The 20338-nt window shown below is 70.5% G+C and carries 18 protein-coding genes; 6 read left to right on the top strand and 12 right to left on the bottom strand.

The features are described from left to right. From BL253_RS29565 to pglZ, 6 genes are all read right to left on the bottom strand, one after another. Positions 1-453 (bottom strand): IS110 family transposase (locus BL253_RS29565; RefSeq protein ID WP_158230445.1); only part of this gene is annotated, 453 nt, incomplete at its 3' end. A 560-nt stretch (positions 454-1013) separates the two neighbouring features. After that, positions 1014-1388, bottom strand: coding sequence for a helix-turn-helix domain-containing protein (locus BL253_RS29560; RefSeq protein ID WP_076820583.1), 375 nt, complete (start codon positions 1386-1388; stop codon positions 1014-1016). After that, positions 1385-1792, bottom strand: a complete 408-nt coding sequence (locus BL253_RS29555) for a hypothetical protein (protein ID WP_076820582.1) — start codon at positions 1790-1792, stop codon at positions 1385-1387. The genes BL253_RS29560 and BL253_RS29555 overlap by 4 nt, the downstream gene beginning before the upstream one ends. Before the next feature lie 246 nt (positions 1793-2038). Further along, positions 2039-4372: a DEAD/DEAH box helicase gene (locus BL253_RS29550; protein WP_198946451.1), complete on the bottom strand. Its 2334-nt coding sequence runs from the start codon at positions 4370-4372 to the stop codon at positions 2039-2041. Positions 4373-4377: 5 nt separating this feature from the next. Beyond that, positions 4378-5712, bottom strand: coding sequence for a BREX system ATP-binding protein BrxD (gene brxD, locus BL253_RS29545; protein ID WP_076820580.1), 1335 nt, complete (start codon positions 5710-5712; stop codon positions 4378-4380). A 58-nt stretch (positions 5713-5770) separates the two neighbouring features. Continuing rightward, complete coding sequence (gene pglZ, locus BL253_RS29540; protein ID WP_076820579.1) at positions 5771-8884, bottom strand: BREX-2 system phosphatase PglZ; 3114 nt, start codon at positions 8882-8884, stop codon at positions 5771-5773. A 103-nt stretch (positions 8885-8987) separates the two neighbouring features. Between pglZ and BL253_RS29535 the strand changes: the two genes are divergently transcribed. Next, on the top strand, positions 8988-9422 hold the full coding sequence (locus BL253_RS29535) for a hypothetical protein (RefSeq protein WP_198946450.1): 435 nt from the start codon (positions 8988-8990) through the stop codon (positions 9420-9422). A 526-nt stretch (positions 9423-9948) separates the two neighbouring features. On the opposite strand, the gene BL253_RS29530 is transcribed toward BL253_RS29535, so the two are convergent. Beyond that, positions 9949-10572 carry an NADPH-dependent F420 reductase gene (locus BL253_RS29530; RefSeq protein ID WP_076820578.1) on the bottom strand — a complete coding sequence of 208 codons (624 nt, stop codon included), beginning with the start codon at positions 10570-10572 and terminating at the stop codon, positions 9949-9951. A gap of 33 nt (positions 10573-10605) precedes the next feature. Continuing rightward, positions 10606-11340: an SDR family NAD(P)-dependent oxidoreductase gene (locus BL253_RS29525; protein WP_076820599.1), complete on the bottom strand. Its 735-nt coding sequence runs from the start codon at positions 11338-11340 to the stop codon at positions 10606-10608. Positions 11341-11484: 144 nt separating this feature from the next. Between BL253_RS29525 and BL253_RS29520 the strand changes: the two genes are divergently transcribed. Beyond that, the gene (locus BL253_RS29520) at positions 11485-12096 is read left to right on the top strand and encodes a TetR/AcrR family transcriptional regulator (RefSeq protein ID WP_076820577.1); all 612 of its coding nucleotides are present in this window, start codon (positions 11485-11487) and stop codon (positions 12094-12096) included. 125 nt (positions 12097-12221) lie between these two features. On the opposite strand, the gene BL253_RS29515 is transcribed toward BL253_RS29520, so the two are convergent. The 3 genes from BL253_RS29515 to BL253_RS29505 are packed head-to-tail and all read right to left on the bottom strand — an operon-like array spanning position 12222 to position 15760. Then, positions 12222-14549: a heavy metal translocating P-type ATPase gene (locus BL253_RS29515; protein WP_076820576.1), complete on the bottom strand. Its 2328-nt coding sequence runs from the start codon at positions 14547-14549 to the stop codon at positions 12222-12224. 33 nt (positions 14550-14582) lie between these two features. Next, positions 14583-15527, bottom strand: coding sequence for a heavy metal-binding domain-containing protein (locus tag BL253_RS29510; RefSeq protein WP_076820575.1), 945 nt, complete (start codon positions 15525-15527; stop codon positions 14583-14585). Further along, a complete protein-coding gene (locus tag BL253_RS29505; protein WP_076820598.1) occupies positions 15524-15760 on the bottom strand; it encodes a heavy-metal-associated domain-containing protein in 237 nt (78 codons plus the stop codon). Before BL253_RS29505 ends, BL253_RS29510 begins: the two co-directional genes overlap by 4 nt. A 486-nt stretch (positions 15761-16246) precedes the next feature. On the opposite strand from BL253_RS29505, the gene BL253_RS29500 reads away from it, so the two are divergent. The 3 genes from BL253_RS29500 (at position 16247) to BL253_RS40595 (ending at position 18410) form a co-directional block, all read left to right on the top strand. After that, positions 16247-16753, top strand: coding sequence for a DoxX family protein (locus BL253_RS29500; RefSeq protein ID WP_081438817.1), 507 nt, complete (start codon positions 16247-16249; stop codon positions 16751-16753). A 308-nt stretch (positions 16754-17061) separates the two neighbouring features. Further along, on the top strand, positions 17062-17706 hold the full coding sequence (locus tag BL253_RS29495) for a dihydrofolate reductase family protein (protein WP_076820574.1): 645 nt from the start codon (positions 17062-17064) through the stop codon (positions 17704-17706). Between the two features lie 248 nt (positions 17707-17954). Next, positions 17955-18410 (top strand): hypothetical protein, encoded by a 456-nt coding sequence (locus BL253_RS40595; RefSeq protein ID WP_076820573.1) that lies wholly within the window; start codon positions 17955-17957, stop codon positions 18408-18410. 451 nt (positions 18411-18861) lie between these two features. On the opposite strand, the gene BL253_RS29480 is transcribed toward BL253_RS40595, so the two are convergent. Then, positions 18862-19428: a dihydrofolate reductase family protein gene (locus tag BL253_RS29480; protein WP_076820571.1), complete on the bottom strand. Its 567-nt coding sequence runs from the start codon at positions 19426-19428 to the stop codon at positions 18862-18864. A 327-nt stretch (positions 19429-19755) separates the two neighbouring features. Here BL253_RS29480 and BL253_RS29475 point away from each other — a divergent pair, with 327 nt between their 5' ends. Next, positions 19756-20172 carry an SRPBCC family protein gene (locus tag BL253_RS29475; protein WP_076820570.1) on the top strand — a complete coding sequence of 139 codons (417 nt, stop codon included), beginning with the start codon at positions 19756-19758 and terminating at the stop codon, positions 20170-20172. Positions 20173-20338 lie beyond the last annotated feature (166 nt).

Raw genomic sequence — 20338 nt, 5'->3', positions numbered from 1 at the left:
CACCCCGTGGACCTGGGCCTTCAACCCGGAGCGGACCGCGACCAGGCCGGCGCGGTGACGGACCATCTCCCGTAGCTCGCGCAGGGCGGGCGGGGCGATCCATGCCTCGGGCAGCCGGCCCATCCGCAGCAGATCCGCCAGATCCGTGGCGTCGCGGATGTCGTTCTTCACCCGCCGATAGGAATACGCCTTCACCCCCAGCGGATGGGCCAGATGCACCCGGGCATCGAGGTCGCCCAGCGCGTCGACCGCCCAGTACCAGCCGTAGGTCGCCTCCAACACCACCTCGGCGTGCGCACCCGCCTTCGCGACCTCCGCCGCCAACGTCTCCGGATCGTTGGCGATCCGGACCGTCGAGAGCGGAACACCTTCCGGCGTCATCCGCACCACCACACTCCGGCGACGATGCAGATCAATACCGACTACCTGCGAACCCTCGTACCYTTGAGTCACAGGGGCCTCCTCGTCCAGTGACGATGGCAAMAACCCCCGGCCTACCCGGGGGCCGTCACCAAGGAGCGGAGGCCCCGCTCCTTCATCGCATCAGAGGCCTAATTCGGCGTCGAGAGGCTCGGCGGCTGGAGCGGTCTCGGTGACGCTGGGTGTCCGGTCATAGCCGGCTGAAGGCGGCTGTGACCGGGTGTCTGTGGACTCGGCGTGGACTCGATCATGGTCTGCATATGATGTCACCGAGAGTGACTTCAGGTCGGTACGTTGACTTAGGGTCAAGTGCACAGCGACACCAGCGCAGATCCGGGGGCTGGATTCGCTTGAGCGTCCGGGCCGACCCGGGACGCTAAATCGACCGCAGCGCTTCGCGCACGGATTGGGCGCGCCGTGGTCCCGTACGCTGCTGCGTACCTCGCAGCGTACGGGACCATCGAGGGCCAATCATTTCGCGGTGGTTTGTCCGGCTCGGTGCGTGAAGAACACTGCCGTCGACGTCATGCGTATCGCGATTTCTGCTGCGCGCGTGGGTGAGAACGCGGACGGCGACCTGCGGTACTCCGAGGTCAGGCGGTCCTAGCCGTGCGGAGGGCGCCGAGGTCGAGTTCGATGCGGTGGCCGTGGACGGTGACGACGATGCTGGCGGTGTCGGCGCCGGTGGCGGTGAGGTAGTCATAGAGGGTGGACAGGAGCATGTCCTCGCGGCCTTCGAGGCGGGAGACGGCGGCCTGGCCGATGCCGAGTTTCTTGGCGACTTCGGTCTGGGTCATCTGCGCCGCTTTGCGGATCATCGCGAGGTTCATCGCGTAGACCCGGTCCATCTCCTCGGCGGCCTGGTGCGYGTCGGCGACGTCAGCGGCCAGCTGCGGGTCGGACAGGAGCCGGTCGAGGTGGTCGTTGCCGCGGACGAACGTCGGGGGCCGTGGGGTCTCGTCGGTCATGGCTTCTCCTCGTACGCTGTCTCACGTTTCCACTGGTCGATCATCGGATCGGCCCGTGTGGCGACCCCGTCGTAGAACACATCTCCCAACTTCGCCTTGTCCGCGGCGAACAGGGCGACGACCAYGGTGCCCGTTCCGGGCGGGAACCAGCAGATCAGCCGGACCGCCGCCCGCGCGTCGTAGCCGTGCGACACCCGCCACAACGGATAGCGCCGCGACTGCCGCACCCATCGCAGTGTCGCGGTCTCCTCGTYCCGTGCCGGCGGATCCGCCAGACAGCGCAGCTGATCCAACGCCCGCGCGGTGTACGTCAACAGCAGACGCGACCGCTCATCGCCGRCACGCGCTTCGGCTTCCAGGCGGTCCAGCCACCGTCCGAAGTCCTCCGGCCAGTCGATGTCCACGGCCCAGTATTACACCCACGGGATATTCCATGCAAGGCATAGTGTCGGGCTCCAGCCAGTTGAACGAGACGATCATGCAGGTGAAGGGGTACAGGTCATCAGGACTCAGGTGCACCGAAGATCGCATTCGCTCGCCTGGCGCACCCTGCGTGAATGAGGCTGGCTACCGACACTGGACGCCGGGAGGACGGCCTGCCTGAGCGGCGTCGCTGCAGCGAAGCACGATCGTCGGCATGCGTCGGCTGATCAGGCCGGCAGAAGGGCGAAGCGGACGGGCTGTCGGAGGACGGCGGACGCGGCGGTGAGGTCGGCGAGGCGGGTGGCGAGGGTGGCTTCGGCCAAGCGGGGTGGGAGGGCGGCGCTGAACTTCAGGCCGGACAGGGCCTCGCCGGTGACGTGCGGCAGGCAGAGGCGTGTTTCGAGGTCCACGGTCGCGGCCTTCCACACATCCGGTGTCAGGTCGGTGCGCAGGCGGAGGTAGGCAGCGGTCGGAGTTTGGAGAGGGTCGGCGACGTCGCCGAGGCTCGCGGCGAGGGTGCGGTTGGCGCGTTCGCCGGCCCACGTCCACCAACGGACGTCGGTCAGGTCTGCGGTGCGGACGACCATCGTTCCGCCAGGGTGGATGACGTCGACATGGTTGTCGCGGATGGTCGCGAGCCGTTCCCGGGCGCGGCGAGTGAGGGGAACCGGCGGATCGGCGCCGAGGAGCACCTCCCGCATCGCCCTGGTCATCTCGAAGGACGTCGCTGCGTCGGCGGAGCCCAGCCAGCGTGCACGGCCGCCGCCCTCGGCGGGTTCGACGAAGCAGCGGCGCCGTTTCCAGTCGATGTAGGTCACTCGCCAGCTACGGCCCGCAAGCAGGAGCGTGCGTGGGCCTTCGATCTGGTCGGTGAGCAGGACAGGGTCGGTTCGGCCGATCTCGTCGCGGCCGGACAGGACGGTGAACTCGGGTGCGGCGGTGAAAACCGCGGTCAGCTCGGTGAAGTGACGGTGGCCGAACCTGCGCTCGGCTTCGGGGCCGATGAAAAGCATGCCGCCGTCGGAGTCCAGGTAGCCCAGGCGGACGAGGTGGCGAACGATCGGCTCGGCCGAGCGGTCGAAGGGAGCCAGGCCGTTCCATTCATCGGCCCAGGTCTGGTCGCCGACCCGGCTCTCCTGGAGGCAGTAGGCGAGTAGTTGCTGGGCGACTATGTGCCGTGGTTCCGGTGGGGGGACGACCGGCTCGACCCAGCCATCTCCCCAGAGCCGAAGCAGTCCGGCGGCGTGGACGAGGGCACCGTCGGACAGCGTGAGGAACAGGCAGTTGCGTTGGGTACCCGGTCGTCGGCCCGTGCGCCCGAGACGTTGCAGGAACGAGGCCACGGTCGCCGGGGCGTTGATCTGGACGACGCGGTCGAGGTCGCCCACGTCGATGCCGAGTTCAAGCGTGCTAGTCGAAACGATCACGCAGTCCCGCGCCTGCGCGAACGCCTCCTCGGAACGGCGCCGCTCGTCGATGGAGAGCGAGGCGTGCGAGAGAAACGTGGTCACGCCGAGAGATCGCAACGCCTGGCCCAACTCTTCCACGATCTTCCTGGAGTCGCAGAAGACGAGCCGCTTTTCGCCCTGATGCAGCGCGGCGAGTACCTTCGCCGCATTCGAGACCGAGCCGACATAGTCAAGCTCGATGTCGCCGTCCGGTGGCGCGGGCTGCCTAGTCGCGGCTGACGTGGCGTGACCCGGCGGCACGGCGGGCAGCGACGTGGGTCCCTCGGCTCGCAGGCCGGGAGCGATGACCCGGGCTGGGCGGCGGCCGGCGCGAGAGCCCTGTAACCAGCGCAGCAGCTCCGCCGGATTCCCGACCGTCGCGGACAGCCCGATGACCTGAAGCTCGGCGGGACCGGCGGCGTCAGCGCGCCCCTCCGTGGTGCCGCCTGCGCCCTGACCCGAGCCGGCTGCCTCGGCGGCCCGCGCGGCGGCCGGTGAACCGTTCCGCGGGACGCGAAGATCATTACCGGAGGACCGCTCAGCGGCGACGAGGCGACGTAGGCGTTCCAGGACGGCGAGCAGGTGCCAGCCGCGGTCGTCGCCGGCGAACGCGTGCACCTCGTCGACGACGATCGTGCGCACACCGGCGAAGAATCCGCGATGGTCAGTCCGGACACTGACCAGCATTGCCTCCAGCGACTCGGGCGTGGTCAGCAGGACATCGGGCCGTTCGCGGCGGATCCGGTTGCGACGGCTTTCGGCGACGTCCCCGTGCCAGACGGCGGCGCGGCGGCCGAGCCAGCCGGTATAGGACTCCAGACGCGGCGCAAGGTTGTTGAGCAGCGCCTTCAGCGGGCACAGATACAGGACCGACGTTCCCTGCCAGTTCTCCGACGCCATCCGAGAGAGCACGGGGAACGCCACGGCCTCGGTCTTGCCCCCGGCCGTCGGCGCGAGCAGCAGCGCGTCCTCGCCGGCGAGGAGCGGCTGGACGGCCGCCTCCTGCAACGGCCGCAGCCCCGGCCACTGCAGCGTGTTCACGATGTGATGCACCACCACCGGGTGCAGCAGGTCGGCGACGTCCGGGCCGTCGGGACGCGCAGGCGGGATCACAGCGGTCACCCGAGTTCGAGATCGACGTCGTCCGCCCGATTCGCGGCGGCGTTGCGTTCCAGATCACTCATCTCGGACGGCGTGATGGTCAGGGGGTAATCCCGGCGTGGGTTGAAGTCGTCGAACTGGTCGACACGGTCGAGGACGTCGCCGACGAGCTTCTTCAGGAAAAGGCGTGGCGCGACGCCGACCTTCCCGCCGAGCCGGCCGGCGACGGCCCCGGAGAGTTCTCCGAGATAGGCGTCGTCCACCAGGTTCGCTATCCGCCCGGCCGCGCTGCTTGATGCTCCCGCCACGTACAGGGAACGGACCCGGCCGCCGAGCTCCACGAGCGATGCCTCAGTGAATCCGGTGAGCCGCAGCTGCGCGGCCCGCGGGTTGTCGAACTTCGGGTTGGCGGTGAAGTCGGTGGCGAGTCGCTGCGCGAGCGGCGCCAGCCGCTGCACGCCCTGCGGGCCGTCGTAGAAGGCCGGTGTCCCGGTGATGACGAGGAAAAGCCCGGGGAACCGGCCGCTGTGGACCTCGTCGATGAGCTGCCGCAGAGCGTTGAGTGCCTTGTCCCGTGCGTCGGAGCGCACTCGTTGCAGTGTCTCGACCTCGTCGAGGACAACGAGCAGGCCGCGGAAGCCGCTGTCCCGCAGCACCACCAGCAGCCCCTGAAGGAAACCGAGCGCGCCGAAATGGTCCAGATCGCCGCGCACCCCGGCCGCGCGCCGAGCGCTGGCCGCGACATGCGGCTGCCCGCCGAGCCAGGCGAGCACCGCCGCTGCGGTCGCCTCGTCGCCGGCCGCGAGCGCGGCCCGATAGCCGCGCAGCGCGGCGGCGAACGCGGGCGCTGTCCGGCCGACGTCGGCGAGTCGCCGGTCGACCAGCTCGTGCACGGCCCGGTCCAGTGCGCCGGCGTCCTCGCCTGCCGCGTTGTCGGTGGTGAGGACGTCTTCTTCCAGCGCGTAGAACCAGCCGTCCACGACCTGGCGCAGTGCGCTGGGCGGAAACGTCGCGGTGGTCAACCGTTCCGTGAGCCGGCGGTAGACGGTCTCCAGCTTGTGTAGCGGGGTTTCGTTCTCCGAGATCTGCACCTCAGCTATGGCGAGCCCCGCCTTCTTGGCGCGTTCGGCGAGCCAGCGGGTAAAGAACGTCTTTCCGGAGCCGTACTCCCCCCGGACCGCTTTGAACACCGAACCACCAGCCGCGACCGCGGCAAGGTCCTCTGCGGCGGCCCGCTCGAACCGGTCCAGCCCGACAGCGAGCAGGTCCAGCCCGGCCGCTGGGACCGCCCCCCGCCGCAGCGCGTCCAGCACATCCCRCCGTCTCGCCGCGCTGATGCCTTCGGCGCTCACCTTGGCCTCCCCGCGTTCCCTGGTCTCGCGGCGTTCCCTGGTCTCGCGGCACGTCCGGTCACGCGGGCAGCCCGAACTGCTGGCGCAGCAGATCGACGTTGAGCCGCAGGGTGTGGCCGTCGTCGAGTTCGTCGAGTACGGGGTAGTTGTCGATATTGAACAGTCGCCGCAGATTCACCGCGAAGCCGCCGGCCCGGCGGGAGATCTCGCCTGCCCGCTCGGCGACGACGAGCGTCGCCAGCGTGCCGTTCGCCTCCAGCAGCGCCCGCACCGCGGCCTCGACTTTGTTCACCGCGAGTGGCCGGGCCAGCCCCTTGAGCTGGGACTGGAACAGCTCCGAGCCCAGGAGTCCGGCGATCAGCAGATCGACCGGTTCCTGCGTGGCCGCCGCGGGCGAGGACGGCGACGCCGAGACGTCGGCCGTCGCCGCGGGGCTGGCGACGACGTCGGCCGCACCGCCCGTCCGCGGGAGGTCGAACAGCGCCGGGCCGGCCTGTTCCTCCGCCGGCCTGCGACGTTTGCGGGGGAGAAGGATCGTCTCCGCCGGCCCGCCTGCGACCTCGCCGCCGGATCGCCCGGCAACCTTGACGGTGTCGCCGCCCAGGCCGGATATCAGGTCAGGCAGCTCCAGACGCCACCAGTGCGGTCGCTGGTCGGGCACCTGGCGCCAGCCGGGTGGCAGCAGGTCACGGCTCGAGGAAGTCACCGAGAGCCGAAACGGCAGGAACGCCAGCACCGGGACGGTCACCTCCGCCGGCGACGCTCCGCCGTGGTAGCCGCCCTTGCGGCCGAGATAGTGCAGCGCCGGATCCCAGAGGGCGACGATCCGGCCCGCGGGTGCGAGCACCCGCGGGCCGGCCAGCGCCACCTCGCCGTCGCCCGCCGCGCCGTCGGCGGAATCCGGGACCCGATGCCGTGCAGAGACGGCGTCGGCCGCCGCGAGACCGGCCGCGCCGTGGTCGATCACATGCCCGTGGTCGCTGGTCACGATGACGACGCGGTCGACGTTCCTGGCAGACGCCAGCACCGCGCCCAGCTTGCCGAAGTCGGCCATCCGCCAGCCGGCGTCGTCGCGCCCCCGGCCTTTGGTGAGCGCGTCGTCGACGGTATTGATCACGACGGCGACCAGCGGCGTCTCCGAGGCAAGCGCTTCCATCAGGTCGCGGTCGAGCGGGGCGCCGGGCGAGCCGTCCAGGTCGGCGTGATGGAAGAGCCGGGCTGGGCGCTTGCCCCAACGCGCGTGATTCTCGAACGCCGCCGTCTCGGTCGTCTTGTCGCCGGTGACAAGACGACCGCAGAGCAGCGAGGTCCGCGAGGTGGCGGTGAGGGTCGGCAGCACGGCGACCGCGTTCCGCCGCCGGGCGGGGCTGGCAGGCTCACCCGCGGGCTCGGCGGGCTCAGCGCCGAGCGGGTCGCATTCCTCCCAGCGGTCGCGACGCAGCTCGGCGGCGAGCTGGGTGGCGACCGCGGCGCTCAGGCCATCGAGCACGACCAGCAACGCGCGCCTGCCGCCACGGGCGGTCACGACCGGAGCGACAACCCGGTCGAGGACGTCCTCGACGACCAACGGCCCGCCCGGCCCGCTTGGCCCGGCCGTCCAGTCGGCGAGCAGCCGAGCGAACGACCCGTCGAGGGCACGCCGCCTCCGCGCCGTCACGCGGAAGAGATCACCGTAGACGGCACCCACCTCGGGCGTCAGCTCGCCGCTCGCCACGTGGCCCAGAGCCACGTCGACCCAGGCCGAGTCGTCCAGATGGGCGTCGAGCGCGGCGGGCAACGTCATCGGCTGACCCTGCCGAACCCGGCTCTCGCGTGGCGCACCGGCCTGCCCGCCGCCGAGGGACCCGCTGGGCTGGCTGGCCAGCCAGCGCACGACCCGTGCGGCCATGACGGCCCGCTCGACCTCGGCGCGGTCGATGCCCGCCAGCAGGTGCGCGCGCAGCACGCCGACGGCGGCCGCGACGTCATGGGCGGCGGTCGTGAGCAGCGCGCGGTCGACGCCGGACTCGGCCGATGTCAGGAAGTCGCGGATCGTTCTCGCGACGAGGCCCAGCCGGTGGTGGAAGCCGGACCGCAGGATGTCGCTCGCCGCGCCGGCGGCTCGCCCGTCGAGCAGCCGCTCGGCCGTGTCGAGCAGGGCCGGCAGCTCGTCGTCGGGGTGCAGGGTGAGCGACGTCGTCCCGATCGTGAGCCCGAGCCGGGCCGTGCCCGGGCGCACCGGTGCGAGCACGGTCGCCACGACCTCGCGGGCGGCGTCGGCGAACGCGCGCATAGCCGTCTCATCGAGCCGGGTGTTCCCGAAGTAGCGCTCGACGCGCACTCTGGCTCGCTCAACCGCCGGGGCGTCCACGGCGAGGGACGGGGCGCCGCCTTCGTCGCTTCGGGGCCAGAGGCAGTCGCAGACGAGGCCGAGCGCGAGCGCCTGGTCACCGTTGCCGGCCGCGACCAAGGCGAGCAGCGTGCGCCCGGCGCGGCCGGTGCGGTCGCCCAGGTAGGCGGTCAGGCCGGCGCGCTCGTCGTCGCCGAGCCGGCGCAGCGCCTCGGTCGCGCCCGGCAGGGCCGTCCACCGCAGCAGCGTGGCGATATCGAGATCCGCGGCGCCGAGGCCGAAATCGGTCAGGCCGAGCCTCACGGCGGCGAGTTCGGCGAGTGCGTCCTCGCGGCGCAGCAGGCCGCCTGGCCGGCTCGGCCAGCCGCCGGCCGGCCGAGCCTCCAGCAGCGCCTGGGCGATCCAGCGATCGGCTGGTGCTCGCAGCTGGGGGTCGGTCCGGGTCGCGCCGAAGTCCTCCAGCACGGCTGCCCACGGCTCGATGACGTCGACCCGCTGCCGGTAGACCTGCGCGAGCACGGTGTCGCCGAGGAGATCCTCGCTGGCGTCGGTGAGCAGCACCAGCCAGCCGTTCTCGACGGGCTGGCGGGCCCAGCGGGTCACCTCCTCCTGGACGGCGAGCGCCGACACGCAGGGCACCACCCGCACCGGGGGGCCACCGACCGCGAGCTCGGTGGGAGCCGGCCAGTCCGGCTGCGCGCGAACCAACAGGACGTGCGGCTGGTCGCCGGGGTTCGTGTGCTGGCCGCGTCGTAGCCTGCCAACCCGGCTGAGCACGACGGCCGGGGCGACCCGGGGGACGCCGGTGCCGGCCTGACTCACCGTCGCAGGTGGAACGGTCACGGCGCCGGCCGCCAGACGATCTCGCCGGGCCGATCGCCGACGTGGGCGCGCAGCTCGGCCAGCACCCCGTCCAGCTCACCGGCAGGGATCATGGTCATCCGGGGTGAACCCCCTGCTTGCCAGGATCAACCCCGAGCACGGGCCTCGGCTGGCAGCGCTGCCTGGGGAACTCGTCTGGGCCACGGCCTGGATGGCCGACGCCAACGAGTACGTCGCTCCGCGGCTCGGGCTTCCCGACTTGGCTGTCGTGACCTGGCCCGAACCCTCCGACCTCGACGCGCACGACGAACGTCCCGGCCTGCACTGGAAAACCCGTGCCCTGGTCGACTGGGCCGCCGGCCGTCCGTTCGCCTGGATCGACGACGAGATCACGAACACAGACCGGACCTGGGTTACGGCACAGCACCGGGGACAATTCCTGTTCCACCGAGTCGACCCCCGCCACGGCCTCGCCGACACCGACTTCAGGACACTCCACCGATGGCTCACCCGGGTAGAGGAGGCACCCGCGTCAGCGCCGGATCTTCAACATGGCTGACCGACCGGCCGCCGCCATGGCGCAAGGCGCCGAGCGGCGTCAGCTTCTCCACGCTCCGTGAGCATGAGCAGGCAGGGCCGTACCGCAGTTGTACTGCAACGGGGGTGGACGTCAGTGGACGACTGCGGACATCGTCGAGACCCTGACCTGCATCGGCGGACGCTGGTGGACGTCTGTGGACCCGCCGCCGAGGTCTACGGACCTGAAGGTTGGCGACCTGGTTCGACTTGGYGCCTCCGCGATTCCCGAGGCACGTACGTCGGACCGAGACGCGGGGCCCTGCTGGCGGCGGAGGCCCGACCACGGCGCGTCCGGCACGCTCACGTCTCCCAGCTCGAAGTCCGGGCCGTGGACAGGATGTGGATTCGCGCACGGCTATCTGCCATCGGCCGTGCAGTTCCCAAGGTCACAGCGATGTCGATCTCTCGAAGTGAACATCACCCAGATCTACGAGGGAACGAACCAGATCCAGCGCGTAGTGATGTCGAGGCAGCTGCTGAAGGGCTGATGGGCGGCGCGTTCGCGCTCAGACGGGAAGTTCGGTGATGCTGAGGGCGAAGTCCACGTTCCCCACCCCGTGGTTGGCGAGGCCCACCGTGACCACGCCCGCCCCTTCCAGCCAGTGCGCCATTTTCAGGCCGCCGACGTCCAGCGGGCGCAGCCTGAGGCTCCGGATGAACGCCTCCACGCTTGCCTTGGCCTGCGCATTATCGCCTGCGATGAAGACGTCAGGACGACCCTTCTCCAGGACATGACGGAAGATGGTGTTGAACGCCTTCACCACGCTGGCGCTGGCCGGGGCCGCCTTGGCGACTTCCTGCGCCATCGAGGTCTCCTCGCGGTGGGCTAGCCCGTCGAACGTGGAATTGAAGGGATTGCTGATGTCGACGATGACCTTGCCCGCGAGAGCGTCTCCGTACTGGGCGAYGACCGGCACGACACCGTCGTGCAACAGTGCCACGATGACGAGGTCCCCGGCCGGGGCGGTGCCCCATTCTCCCGTCGTGGCGCCGCCGCCGAGAGTCTTGGCCAGGTCGGCGGACTTGGACTGATCGCGGCCCATGACCTCGACGGTGTTGCCGCCCGCCACCGCCCGCGCGCCGATGGTGCGGGCCATGTTCCCGGTGCCGATGATGCTGATATTGCTCATGAGATGTCCTGCCCTGGTTGTGCGTTGTTCGGTTTAGATGGCGGTGGTGCCGCCGTCGGCGACGAGTTCCATGCCGTTGACGTAGCTGGAGTCGTCGGAGGCGAGGAAGAGGGCGGCGGTGGCGATTTCGTCGGGGCGGCCCATCTGGCCGCGGGGGATGAGGGACTCGAACTGGCGCTTGGTGGCCTCGTCGAAGAGTTCTTCCTGCTTGGCGGTGGCGACCTGGCCGGGAGTCAGGACGTTGACGCGGATGCGGCGGTCCTTGAGCTCGTTGAGCCAGACGCGGGCCCAGGCCTGCTGGACGGCCTTGCTGCCGGCGTAGACGCTCCAGCCGGGGAAGGCGCCGAGGGAGGCGTTGGAGCCGGTCATGAGGATGGAGCCGCCGTCGTTGAAGAGCGGGAGGGCCTTCTGGACGGTGAACAGGGTGCCGCGGGCGTTGAGCCAGAACGCCGCGTGGAAGTGGGCCTCGGTGATCTCGCCGAGCGGGGCGGGCTCGCCCACGCCGGCGCTGGCCCACAGCACGTCGAGGGTTCCCTTCTCCCGCTTGACGGTGTCGTACAGGCGGTCCAGGTCGTCCAGGTCGGCGGCGTCGCCCTGGACGCCGGTGACGTTGCGGCCGATCTGTTTCACGGCCTCGTCCAGGGCGTCCTGACGGCGGCCGGTGATGAAGACGTGCGCTCCCTCGTCGACGAACAGCTTCGCCCCGGCCAGCGCCATGCCGGTGGTGCCGCCGGTGATGACCGCTACCTTGCCGTCAAGCTTTCCCATGGTCACTCCCTTGGGTCGGTGGTGCCATGTGCACTTGAGGTGACGATGTTATGTACACCGACCTGTGTGCTTACGGTACCGGGCGGCCGGTCGGGACGCAAACTATGTACACCGGTCGTTACCCAGTCGCGGTACCATGGACCCATGACGGAGTTGGAGCAGGGCCCCAAGGGCCGCCGCCGCGGCCGGGGCGCCCGCGAGCGCATCCTCGGCGCGTCCCAGCATCTGTTCCGCGAGCAGGGCATCAACCGCACCGGCATGGACCAGCTCTGCGCGGCGGCCCAGGTGTCCAAGCGCACGGCCTACCAGCACTTCACCGGCAAGGACGAACTCGTCGCCGAGTACCTGCGCCGGTTCGACCCCTCCGTTCTGTCCGGCGTGTTCGACCGCACCGACCTCACGCCCCGCGAACGGCTCCTCGCCGCCTTCGACATCCCCCCCACCACCCCCCTGTGCCCCTACATCGCCGCCGCCGTCGAACTCCACGACCCCCAGCACCCCGCATCCCAGTACGCGCGTGACTACAAGAAAGCCGTCGCCGCGCGGCTCGCCGACGCCGCCCGCGAAGCCGGCGCCGCCGACCCTGAACAGCTCGGCGAGCAGCTCGCGCTGCTCATCGACGGCGCCGCGGCCCGCACCCGGGTCCTCAACGCCGACGCCTTCCCCACCGCCGCCGCCATCGCCGCCGTCCTCATCGACAACGCCATCCCCGCCACAGCCAGCGATGACCGGCGACGGGAGGAAGTGGCAAGTTGACCCGGCACTCCGCGGCCAGGCTGGACGCGCCGCCGGTCGCGCGGCCGCACTCGCTGGTACGCGACACCAGCCGCCCGGCACCTGGCTTCTCGATGACCCGGCGTCGCCTCGCGGAGCGGCGTGGTTCACGCGTCGACGAGGCGCGGTGCGTCCTTGTGCGGCGTGCCTGTCGCCGGTGAGCCGTCCGACACATGGCTGGTGAAGGAGCGCAGACGCAGGCTGTTGCCGACGACGAAGACGCTGGAGAACGCCATCGCCGCGCCGGCGAGCATCGGGTTGAGCAGGCCCAGGGCGGCGAGCGGGATCGCCACGGTGTTGTAGGCGAAGGCCCAGAAGAGATTCGTCCTGATCGTGCCCAGGGTCCGGCGGGAGAGCCGGATCGCGTCCGCGGCGCTGCGCAGGTCGCCGCGGACCAGGGTGATGTCGGCGGCCGCGATGGCGACGTCGGTGCCGGTGCCCATCGCCAGGCCGAGGTCCGCCTGGGCCAGCGCGGCGGCGTCGTTGACTCCGTCGCCGACCATGGCGACGACCCTGCCCTCGGCCTGCAGCCGCCGAACCACGTCGACCTTGTCGGCGGGCAGGACCTCGGCGATGACCTGGCCGATGCCGACCTCGGCGGCGATCTGTTCGGCCACTGTCCGGTTGTCGCCGGTGAGCAGCACCGGGGCCAGCCCGAGCGCCGTGAACTGGGCGATCGCGTCACGACTGGTCGGCCTGACYTGGTCGGCCACGACCAACAGGCCGCGGGCCTGGCCGTCCCAGCCAACCGCGACGACGGTCCTACCGGTCTGCTCGACGCTGGCCTTGCGCCGCACCAGCTCGGTGGGGAGGGGCTGCGACCAGTCGGCCAGCAGGGACTCGCGGCCCACCAGGACGGCGTGGTCCTCGACGACGCCCTGGGCGCCCTTGCCCTCGACGGCCGCGAAGTCCTCCAGGGTCGGCAGGGCGCCGACCTCCTGCGCGGCGGCCCTCGCGACGGCCTGGGCGATGGGGTGCTCGGAGGCGTTCTCCAGCGCGCCGGCCAGGCGTAGCAACTCGGTTCGGTCCACGCCGTCGGCGGTGACCACCTCGACGAGTGTCATCTTCCCGGTGGTCACGGTTCCGGTCTTGTCGAGGACGATGGTGTCGACCTTGCGGGTGGACTCCAGGACCTCGGGCCCCTTGATCAGGATTCCCAGCTGGGCACCTCGGCCGGTGCCGACGAGCAGCGCGGTCGGGGTGGCCAGGCCGAGGGCGCAGGGGCAGGCGATGATCAGCACAGCCACCGCGGCGGTGAACGCGGCGGCCACGGGGAACCCGGCGCCGAGCCAGGCACCGAGGACCGCCACGGCGACCGCGATCACGATCGGGACGAAGACGCCGGAGACCTTGTCGGCCAGCCGCTGGACCTCGGCCTTGCCGGTCTGGGCGTCCTCGACCAGCCTGGCCATCTGGGCCAGCTGGGTGTCGCCGCCGACGCGGGTCACGCGCACGACCAGACGGCCGCCGGCGTTCATGGTGGCGCCGGTGACGGTGTCGCCCGCGGCGACCTCGACGGGTACGGACTCGCCCGTGAGCATCGACAGGTCGACCGCCGAACTGCCCAGGACGACGACTCCGTCGGTCGCGATCTTCTCGCCGGGGCGGACGACGAACTCGTCGTCCACGGCCAGCTCCTCGACCGGGACCCTGGTCTCGATCCCGTCGCGCAGAACCGCGACGTCCTTGGCGCCCAGTTCCAGCAGGGCTCGCAGCGCGGCGCCGGCCTGGCGCTTGGACCGTTTCTCGAAGTAGCGGCCGGCGAGTACGAACATCGTCACACCGGCGGCGACCTCGAGGTAKATGTTGGCCGCGCCGTCGGTCGGAGCGACGGAGAGCTCGAAGCCGTGCTTCATCCCCGGCGTGCCGGCGGTGCCCCAGAACAGGGCGTACAGCGACCACGCGAACGCCGACAGGGTGCCGACCGAGACAAGGGTGTCCATGGTGGCCGCGCCGTGGCGCAGGTTGGCCCACGCCGCCCGGTGGAACGGCCAGGCCGCCCAGAGGATCACTGGCCACGCCAGCGCGAGGGCGGCCCACTGCCAGAAGGTGAACTGCAGCGCGGGCACCATGGCGAGTGCGATGACCGGGACTGCCAGCACCACGGCTCCCGCCAGCCGGTTCCGAAGCGCGGTCAGCTCGTGGTCAGGCTGCTCCCGCACCGCGTCGGCCGCGGCGTCGGCGGCCTTCCTCGGCGTGGGAAGCCTCGCGGTGTAGCCGGTCTTCTCGACTTCGGCGATCAGGAGCCGTGGGTCATAGCCCGCGGGCACGGTGGCCCTGGCCTTCTCGGTGGCGAGGTTGACCGACGCCTCGACGCCGTCGAGCTTGTTGAGCTTCTTCTCGATCCGCATGGCGCACGACGCGCAGGTCATTCCGCCGATCTCGAGCTCGACGCTCGTCGTGGACGGTGCCGCGTGAGCCGGGGAGGTGGCCATGGTGGTTCCTTTCTCCCTTCCGGACCCGTTGGATCAGGCGCCGGGGTGGGCGCTGGTCCCGGCGGCGTCGGAGACGGTGTCGACGACGAAGGCGGCGGTGTGGACCCGCCCGTCGACCTGGAAGTCGAGGTAGAGCAGGTAGCGGCCCGCGGTGGGTATCTCGGCCATGAAGCCGATCTCCGGGCCGGACAGGTCACCCGCGGCCGGTTCCGCGCCTTCGGGGTGGACATGTAGGTAGGCCAGGTCCCCCGCGCGCAGCGCGACCAGATGGCCGAAGGCGCCGAGATAGGGCTGCAGCGTGGTGACAGGCTTGCCGTCGCGGGCGATCTCGACGGTCAGGTCGGACATCGAGCCGGCGCGCAGGTCGCCCCGCAGAGCCACCGCGAACCCGTCGACGTGCGCGGTGGTCGCCCTGTGGGTGGCCGGAGCTGGGACGAAGTCCCCGGCGACGTCGATCGTGCTGGTGAGGGTCACATCAGGGGCCTCGGACGCGTCCTGGTGGGCGGGCACGAAGTCCGCGAACACCCGGTAGGTGCCGGCGGCATTCCACGTCCACGGGATCGACCAGGTCCCGTCGGAGCCCAGCGTCGGGTGGACGTGGCGGAACTGGGTGCCGTCCGCACGCACCACGATGAGGTGAAGGTCCTTGTCATGCGACGTCGTGTACGCCCTCAGTGGGTCGCCGTCGCCGTCGCGCACCTGGAACGACAGGGCACCGGCCTTCCCGACCCGGTCGGGCGCGGTCACCTCGTCGAGCAGGTATCCGTCCTGCTCGAGCGAGAGCCCGCGCCCCGGCCCGGGCCCGGGCCCGGCCGGGGCACGTGTCGTCGACGTGTGGTCCATCGAGGTCTCCTGTGCTCTCGCCGTCCACGAGGCGACCGTCGAATCAGGTATGACGGCGGCACCCGCGGCGAAGGCGCCGCCGAACAGGACCGCCAGACCGACGGCGTAGCCGCCGAGCCGGGTCGGGACGTTCATCGGGCCCGGACCGCCTCGTAGCCGGCCTCGTCCACCGCGGCCAGCACCCGCGCGTCATCCACCGACTCGGTGGCGGTGACGGCGAGCGACTCGGTGGCGGTGACGGCGAGCCGGCCGGTCCGCGCGCTCACCTGGATGTCCTCGACTCCGACGATCTTGAAGACCTCGCTGCGGACGGTGGCCTCGCAGTGGCCGCGGCTCATGCCCGTCACCTGGTACACGCTCGTGGTCATCGCGCTCATTCCATCCTGCGTCGGACACCCCGCCTGGGTATCTGATGGTCATGTTTATACCCCTGGGGGGTATCGGTCAATGCCGGGATGGGAGCGCGAGGGACGGGTAGGCGACTGTCCTGGCCGACGCAGGCATCCGCGTCAGCGGCTGTGGCGTGGCGAGTGAGTGGCCGGAACACCGCGGCCGACACCCCGACCGGAGCGGTGACCACTGCGACCGCTATCCAGGATTTCTTACCCAACGAGCGCGGGACCCGGGGCCGAGTGAGGATGGCCGTGGCTGGTGCGCGGGAAGGCTGGGCACTCCAGGCACTCCAGGCACTCCAAGCGCGCCGGTGTGCCTCGCCAGCGGTTCTCACCACCTCGCAGATGGTCTTCGACTGCTACCCGACGGGTGGATACCGATACAGCAGGTGGGAGGGGAAAACGGCCGTGACGTCGCCACAGGACCGGAAGATCCGCTTGGTCGCGACGGATGCACCGGCGATGACCATCCTCATCCGTATCTACGTGGGAGTCGTCTTCCTCGTCGAGGGCATCCTGAAGTTCACTCGTCCCGAGAAGCTGGGCACTGGCCGGTTCGACAAGGCTGGTATCCCCGCTCCGGGCTTCTTCGCTCCGCTCACCGGCGTGTTCGAGGTCGTATGCGGCATCTTGCTGCTGGTCGGGCTGCTGACCCGGCTCGCCGCCGTTCCCATGATCGTCGACATGGTCTGCGCGCTACTGATCACCAAGCTCCCGATTCTATGGGGCGGAGCGCCGCTGTTTGGCGGTGAGTCCGGCTGGGGTGATTTCCTTCATGAGTCCCGCGTCGATCTCGCACAGCTCTGCGGCAGCCTGTTCCTTCTCATCGCCGGCGCCGGCTCCTATTCGATCGACGCGCGTCTCGAAAGAAATGCGATCAGCACGTCCATGCCTGGTGGGAGCGTCCGACTCTGGCCGCGCTCAGGGCACCGTTCGCGCAAAGGTACTGGGCCATACGTGCGACATTGAGGCATTGGCTGGGCGCACCTCGGGCGCCAAGGGCCTGGAAGTAGCCAGGGGACGACGTGAACGCGGACATCCGCTGCGTGCTCGACGCGCCGCACGACGGACGAGCGGCGYGTCGCCGTCAGCAGGGTCCTCCCTGGGCGGTGCGCCGCAGGAGCGGGTAGTCCCTGGCGGACGGAGCGGCGCCAAGCTCAGATGCGGTTGACGGGACGCGCCGAGATTTTTGGACAGCGATGTCGAGTGGGGCGGGTCGACTACGACTACGTGGTGGAGGGCCACGGCAGGCGCCTCCACGTTGAAGGAGGTAGGCCATGACGCAGCGGGCTCGAGTCCACTGTTTCACCGTCACGAAGGATGGGTTCGGGACAGGCGAGGGGCAGAGCCTCGAGCGCCCGTTCGGCCATGGGAACCCCGCTGAGCTGATGAGCTGGATCGGCGCGACGGCCAACTGGGTCAACCGCACCGAACCGGGTGGCACCCGCGGGCTCGACGACTACATCGCCCGGGACTTCACCTACAACATCGGCGCGGAGATCATGGGGCGGAACAAGTTCGGTCCGGTCCGCGGCCCCTGGCTGGACCACGAGTGGCAGGGCTGGTGGGGAGACGAGCCCCCTTTCCACACGCCGGTCTTCGTGCTGACGCATCACCCTCGGCCGTCGTTCACGCTGAGCGACACGACGTTCCACTTCCTGGACGCGACTCCCCACGAAGCGCTTGAGCGGGCGAAGGCCGCCGCGGACGGCCGGGACGTGCGCATCGGTGGCGGCGTCGCGACCGTTCGCGAGTTCCTCGACGCGGACCTGATCGACGAGATGCACATCGCGGTCGCTCCGTTCGAGCTGGGCAGCGGTGGCCGTCTCTGGGAGAGCCCGGACGAGCTGACCGACCGGTTCCACCTGGAGCGCGTGCCGCGGCCGAGCGGCTTCGTGCACCACTTCTTCTGGCGGCGCTAGGAACGGCGATTCGCCAGGTACTCACATCGGACCGGGTCAGAGGGCTGCCGGACTGGCCAGGTAGATGCGGCCCCCAGGACTGCCGACGCCGTGCCGAGCACTGTCCGCCCGCCCCACCATCGCTCATACCTGGRCCGGCCGCGATCGAGTCCACCGCGCCAGACTCGGACTCGACGGCTCCGAGGCGGCCTGTGGATGTCACGCTCGGAGCGTCATCGACGACGAGCGGATCTGGCGGAGGGAACCGAATGGACGGTGTGGAGATGGAGAAGGACGGGCCGGCGGCTGGCGAGCCGACGCCGAGTGACGCGGCGCCGGCGCCGGCGCCGGCATCGGCATCGGCACAGCCTTCGGTCAGCGCTAACGATGGTCGGACGACCCAGTGGCACGTGACTCCGCTCGGCGGGATGAGGCAGACCGGCCGGTGGCGGCCGCGCGGCCGGATCGTCGTGGTGACGCTCGTCGGCGGGCTGGACCTGGACATGCGGGAGGCGGCGTTCTCCACGCCGGAGGTGACGGTGACGAAGGTGTCGCTCGCCGGCGGCGTTCGACTGAAGCTCCCCCCGGGGGTGCGGGTAGAGATCAGCGGCTTCAACCTGCTCGGCGGCCGGCGTGTCGACCTGTCCGACGAGGGCGGCCCGGACGCGGTGGTCGTGCGGCTGCGGGCGTTCGGAATCCTGGGCGGGGTCCACGTCAGCGGGTGAGCCCGGACCGGCTGTCCGGCGGGGTCCTGTCCTGGTGGAGCCAAGCGACTGTCGCCGGCGTGACGCGACCAGACGACGACGGCGTCGACGGCGTGCCGTTCGGCGCCGTCGACCGCCACCGGACGCGGCACGCCGTCGGCGCGTTCGACCGTCACCGGTGGTCGAGGGGCAGATTCGACCCCACGTTGGACATGTATGGACTACCTGGCGGGTCGGCGCTGGCTCGACGGGTGTCGATGGACCGGGGTGTGCTCAGCCCCTACACCTGGAAGGCGGAAGGTCGCGAGCGCCCCCTGTTTACGACCGTCAGAGGGCGCTATCAGCGATGATGCATGGCGGGCCAACGTTGGCGGGCACGGCACCGACTCGTGACCCATCAGCCGTCTGACGTGGTGACTGATGCGAGGGCTCGGAGGAGTCGCCAGCCCGCGCACCCGGGGGCGGCGGGCCTTCAGGCCGTGACTCGACTGGATTGGTACCGCAGAGCGACCGCCCCCGACCGGAACTCCTGGCGTTCCACGAGCTTCAGCTCGAGYCGCTCGCTGAGGCCGGCGAACAACGTCGGCCCGTGACCCGCCACGATGGGCTGCACGACGAACTCGTACTCATCGATCAGTCCCAGGTCCGCCAAGGCCAGCGGGAGGGTCACGCCTCCCACGAAGATGCCTTTGCCAGGCTCCTGCTTGAGCTGCTCGACGGCTTTCCCCAGGTCGCCCCGCACGAGTTCCGCGTTCCAGTCGACCCGATCCAGGGTGCTTGACACGACGTACTTCTTCGCCCCGTCGATCGTCCGGGCGAAGGGGACCATCCAGTCGRCCATCCAGTCGGGCCACGTTCCCGTCGCCGGCTGCCGCCACGCCTCCTCCATCATCTCGTAGGTCACCCGGCCAAAGAGAAGGGCGTCGGCTCGTTCCAGGCTGGCGGCCCAGTAGCGATGCGACTCGTCGTCCACGATCCCCACCCGGTGGTCGCAGCAGCCGTCGAGGGTGATGTTGATCGAGTATCGAAGCGGTCTCATCGGTTGTTCTCCCTTGCCGAGGCCACAGACATCTAGCGGACCGTAGTCAGACTGGCATCGCCGCCGTTTCTCATCGATCCTCCCGTTCGGACCTGCCAGGAGAGCGCGAGGATCGCGGCACCCGCGGCACCCGCGGCACCCGCGGCACCCGAGGACCGGAGGACCGGAGGACCGGAGGACCGGCAGCCTGTCCCACGTGTGCCGGTCGAGCGGCTGGCGTGTCAGGCGGCCGTGTCGCCTCGTCTGCTCGATCGATGGCTGCCGGTGTTGTCGGTGGTGGGGCGGGGAGGTCGTGGTGGTCGCGTGAGCGCTGGGAGGAGGGATCTGATGGCCAACACCGTCGTGGAGTCGATCGACGTGGCCGTGCCGGTCCGTACCGCCTACCACCAGTGGACCCAGTTCGAGTCCCTGCCGCGTTTCATGAAGGGGGTGGAGGTTGTCGAGCAGCTCGATGACACCCACCTGCGCTGGCACATCACGGCGGGCGTTCAGCGCCGTGAGTTCGACGCGGTCATCACCGAGCGGCTGCCGGACGAGAGGGTCGCCTGGACGAGCACCGAAGGTCCTACCCACGCCGGAGCGGTGACCTTCCATCGGCTCGACGGCGACGAGACCCGGGTAACGATCCGGCTGGACTGGCAGCCCGCGGGCGTCGCCGAGAAGGTCGGTTCGGTGATCGGCGCGGACGAGTGGCGGGTCAAGGCCGATCTGAAGCGGTTCAAGGCGTTCATCGAGAACCGCTGAACGGGGCTGTCGCGCCGCGAGGAGTCGCCCTGTGATGCCGCCAGAGGTCGTGTTCAGGCTGCTTCCCTCCGTTATGGTGACCGGCGCTAGCCTTCCGACGCCCCGCCCCGCCCCGCCCCGCCCCGCCCCGCCCCGCCCCGCCCCGCCCCGCCCCGCCCCGCCCTGG

The sequence above is a fragment of the Pseudofrankia asymbiotica genome (assembly GCF_001983105.1).
GTDB lineage: Bacteria > Actinomycetota > Actinomycetes > Frankiales > Frankiaceae > Pseudofrankia > Pseudofrankia asymbiotica.
This window is presented reverse-complemented; position numbering and strand designations above follow the sequence as displayed.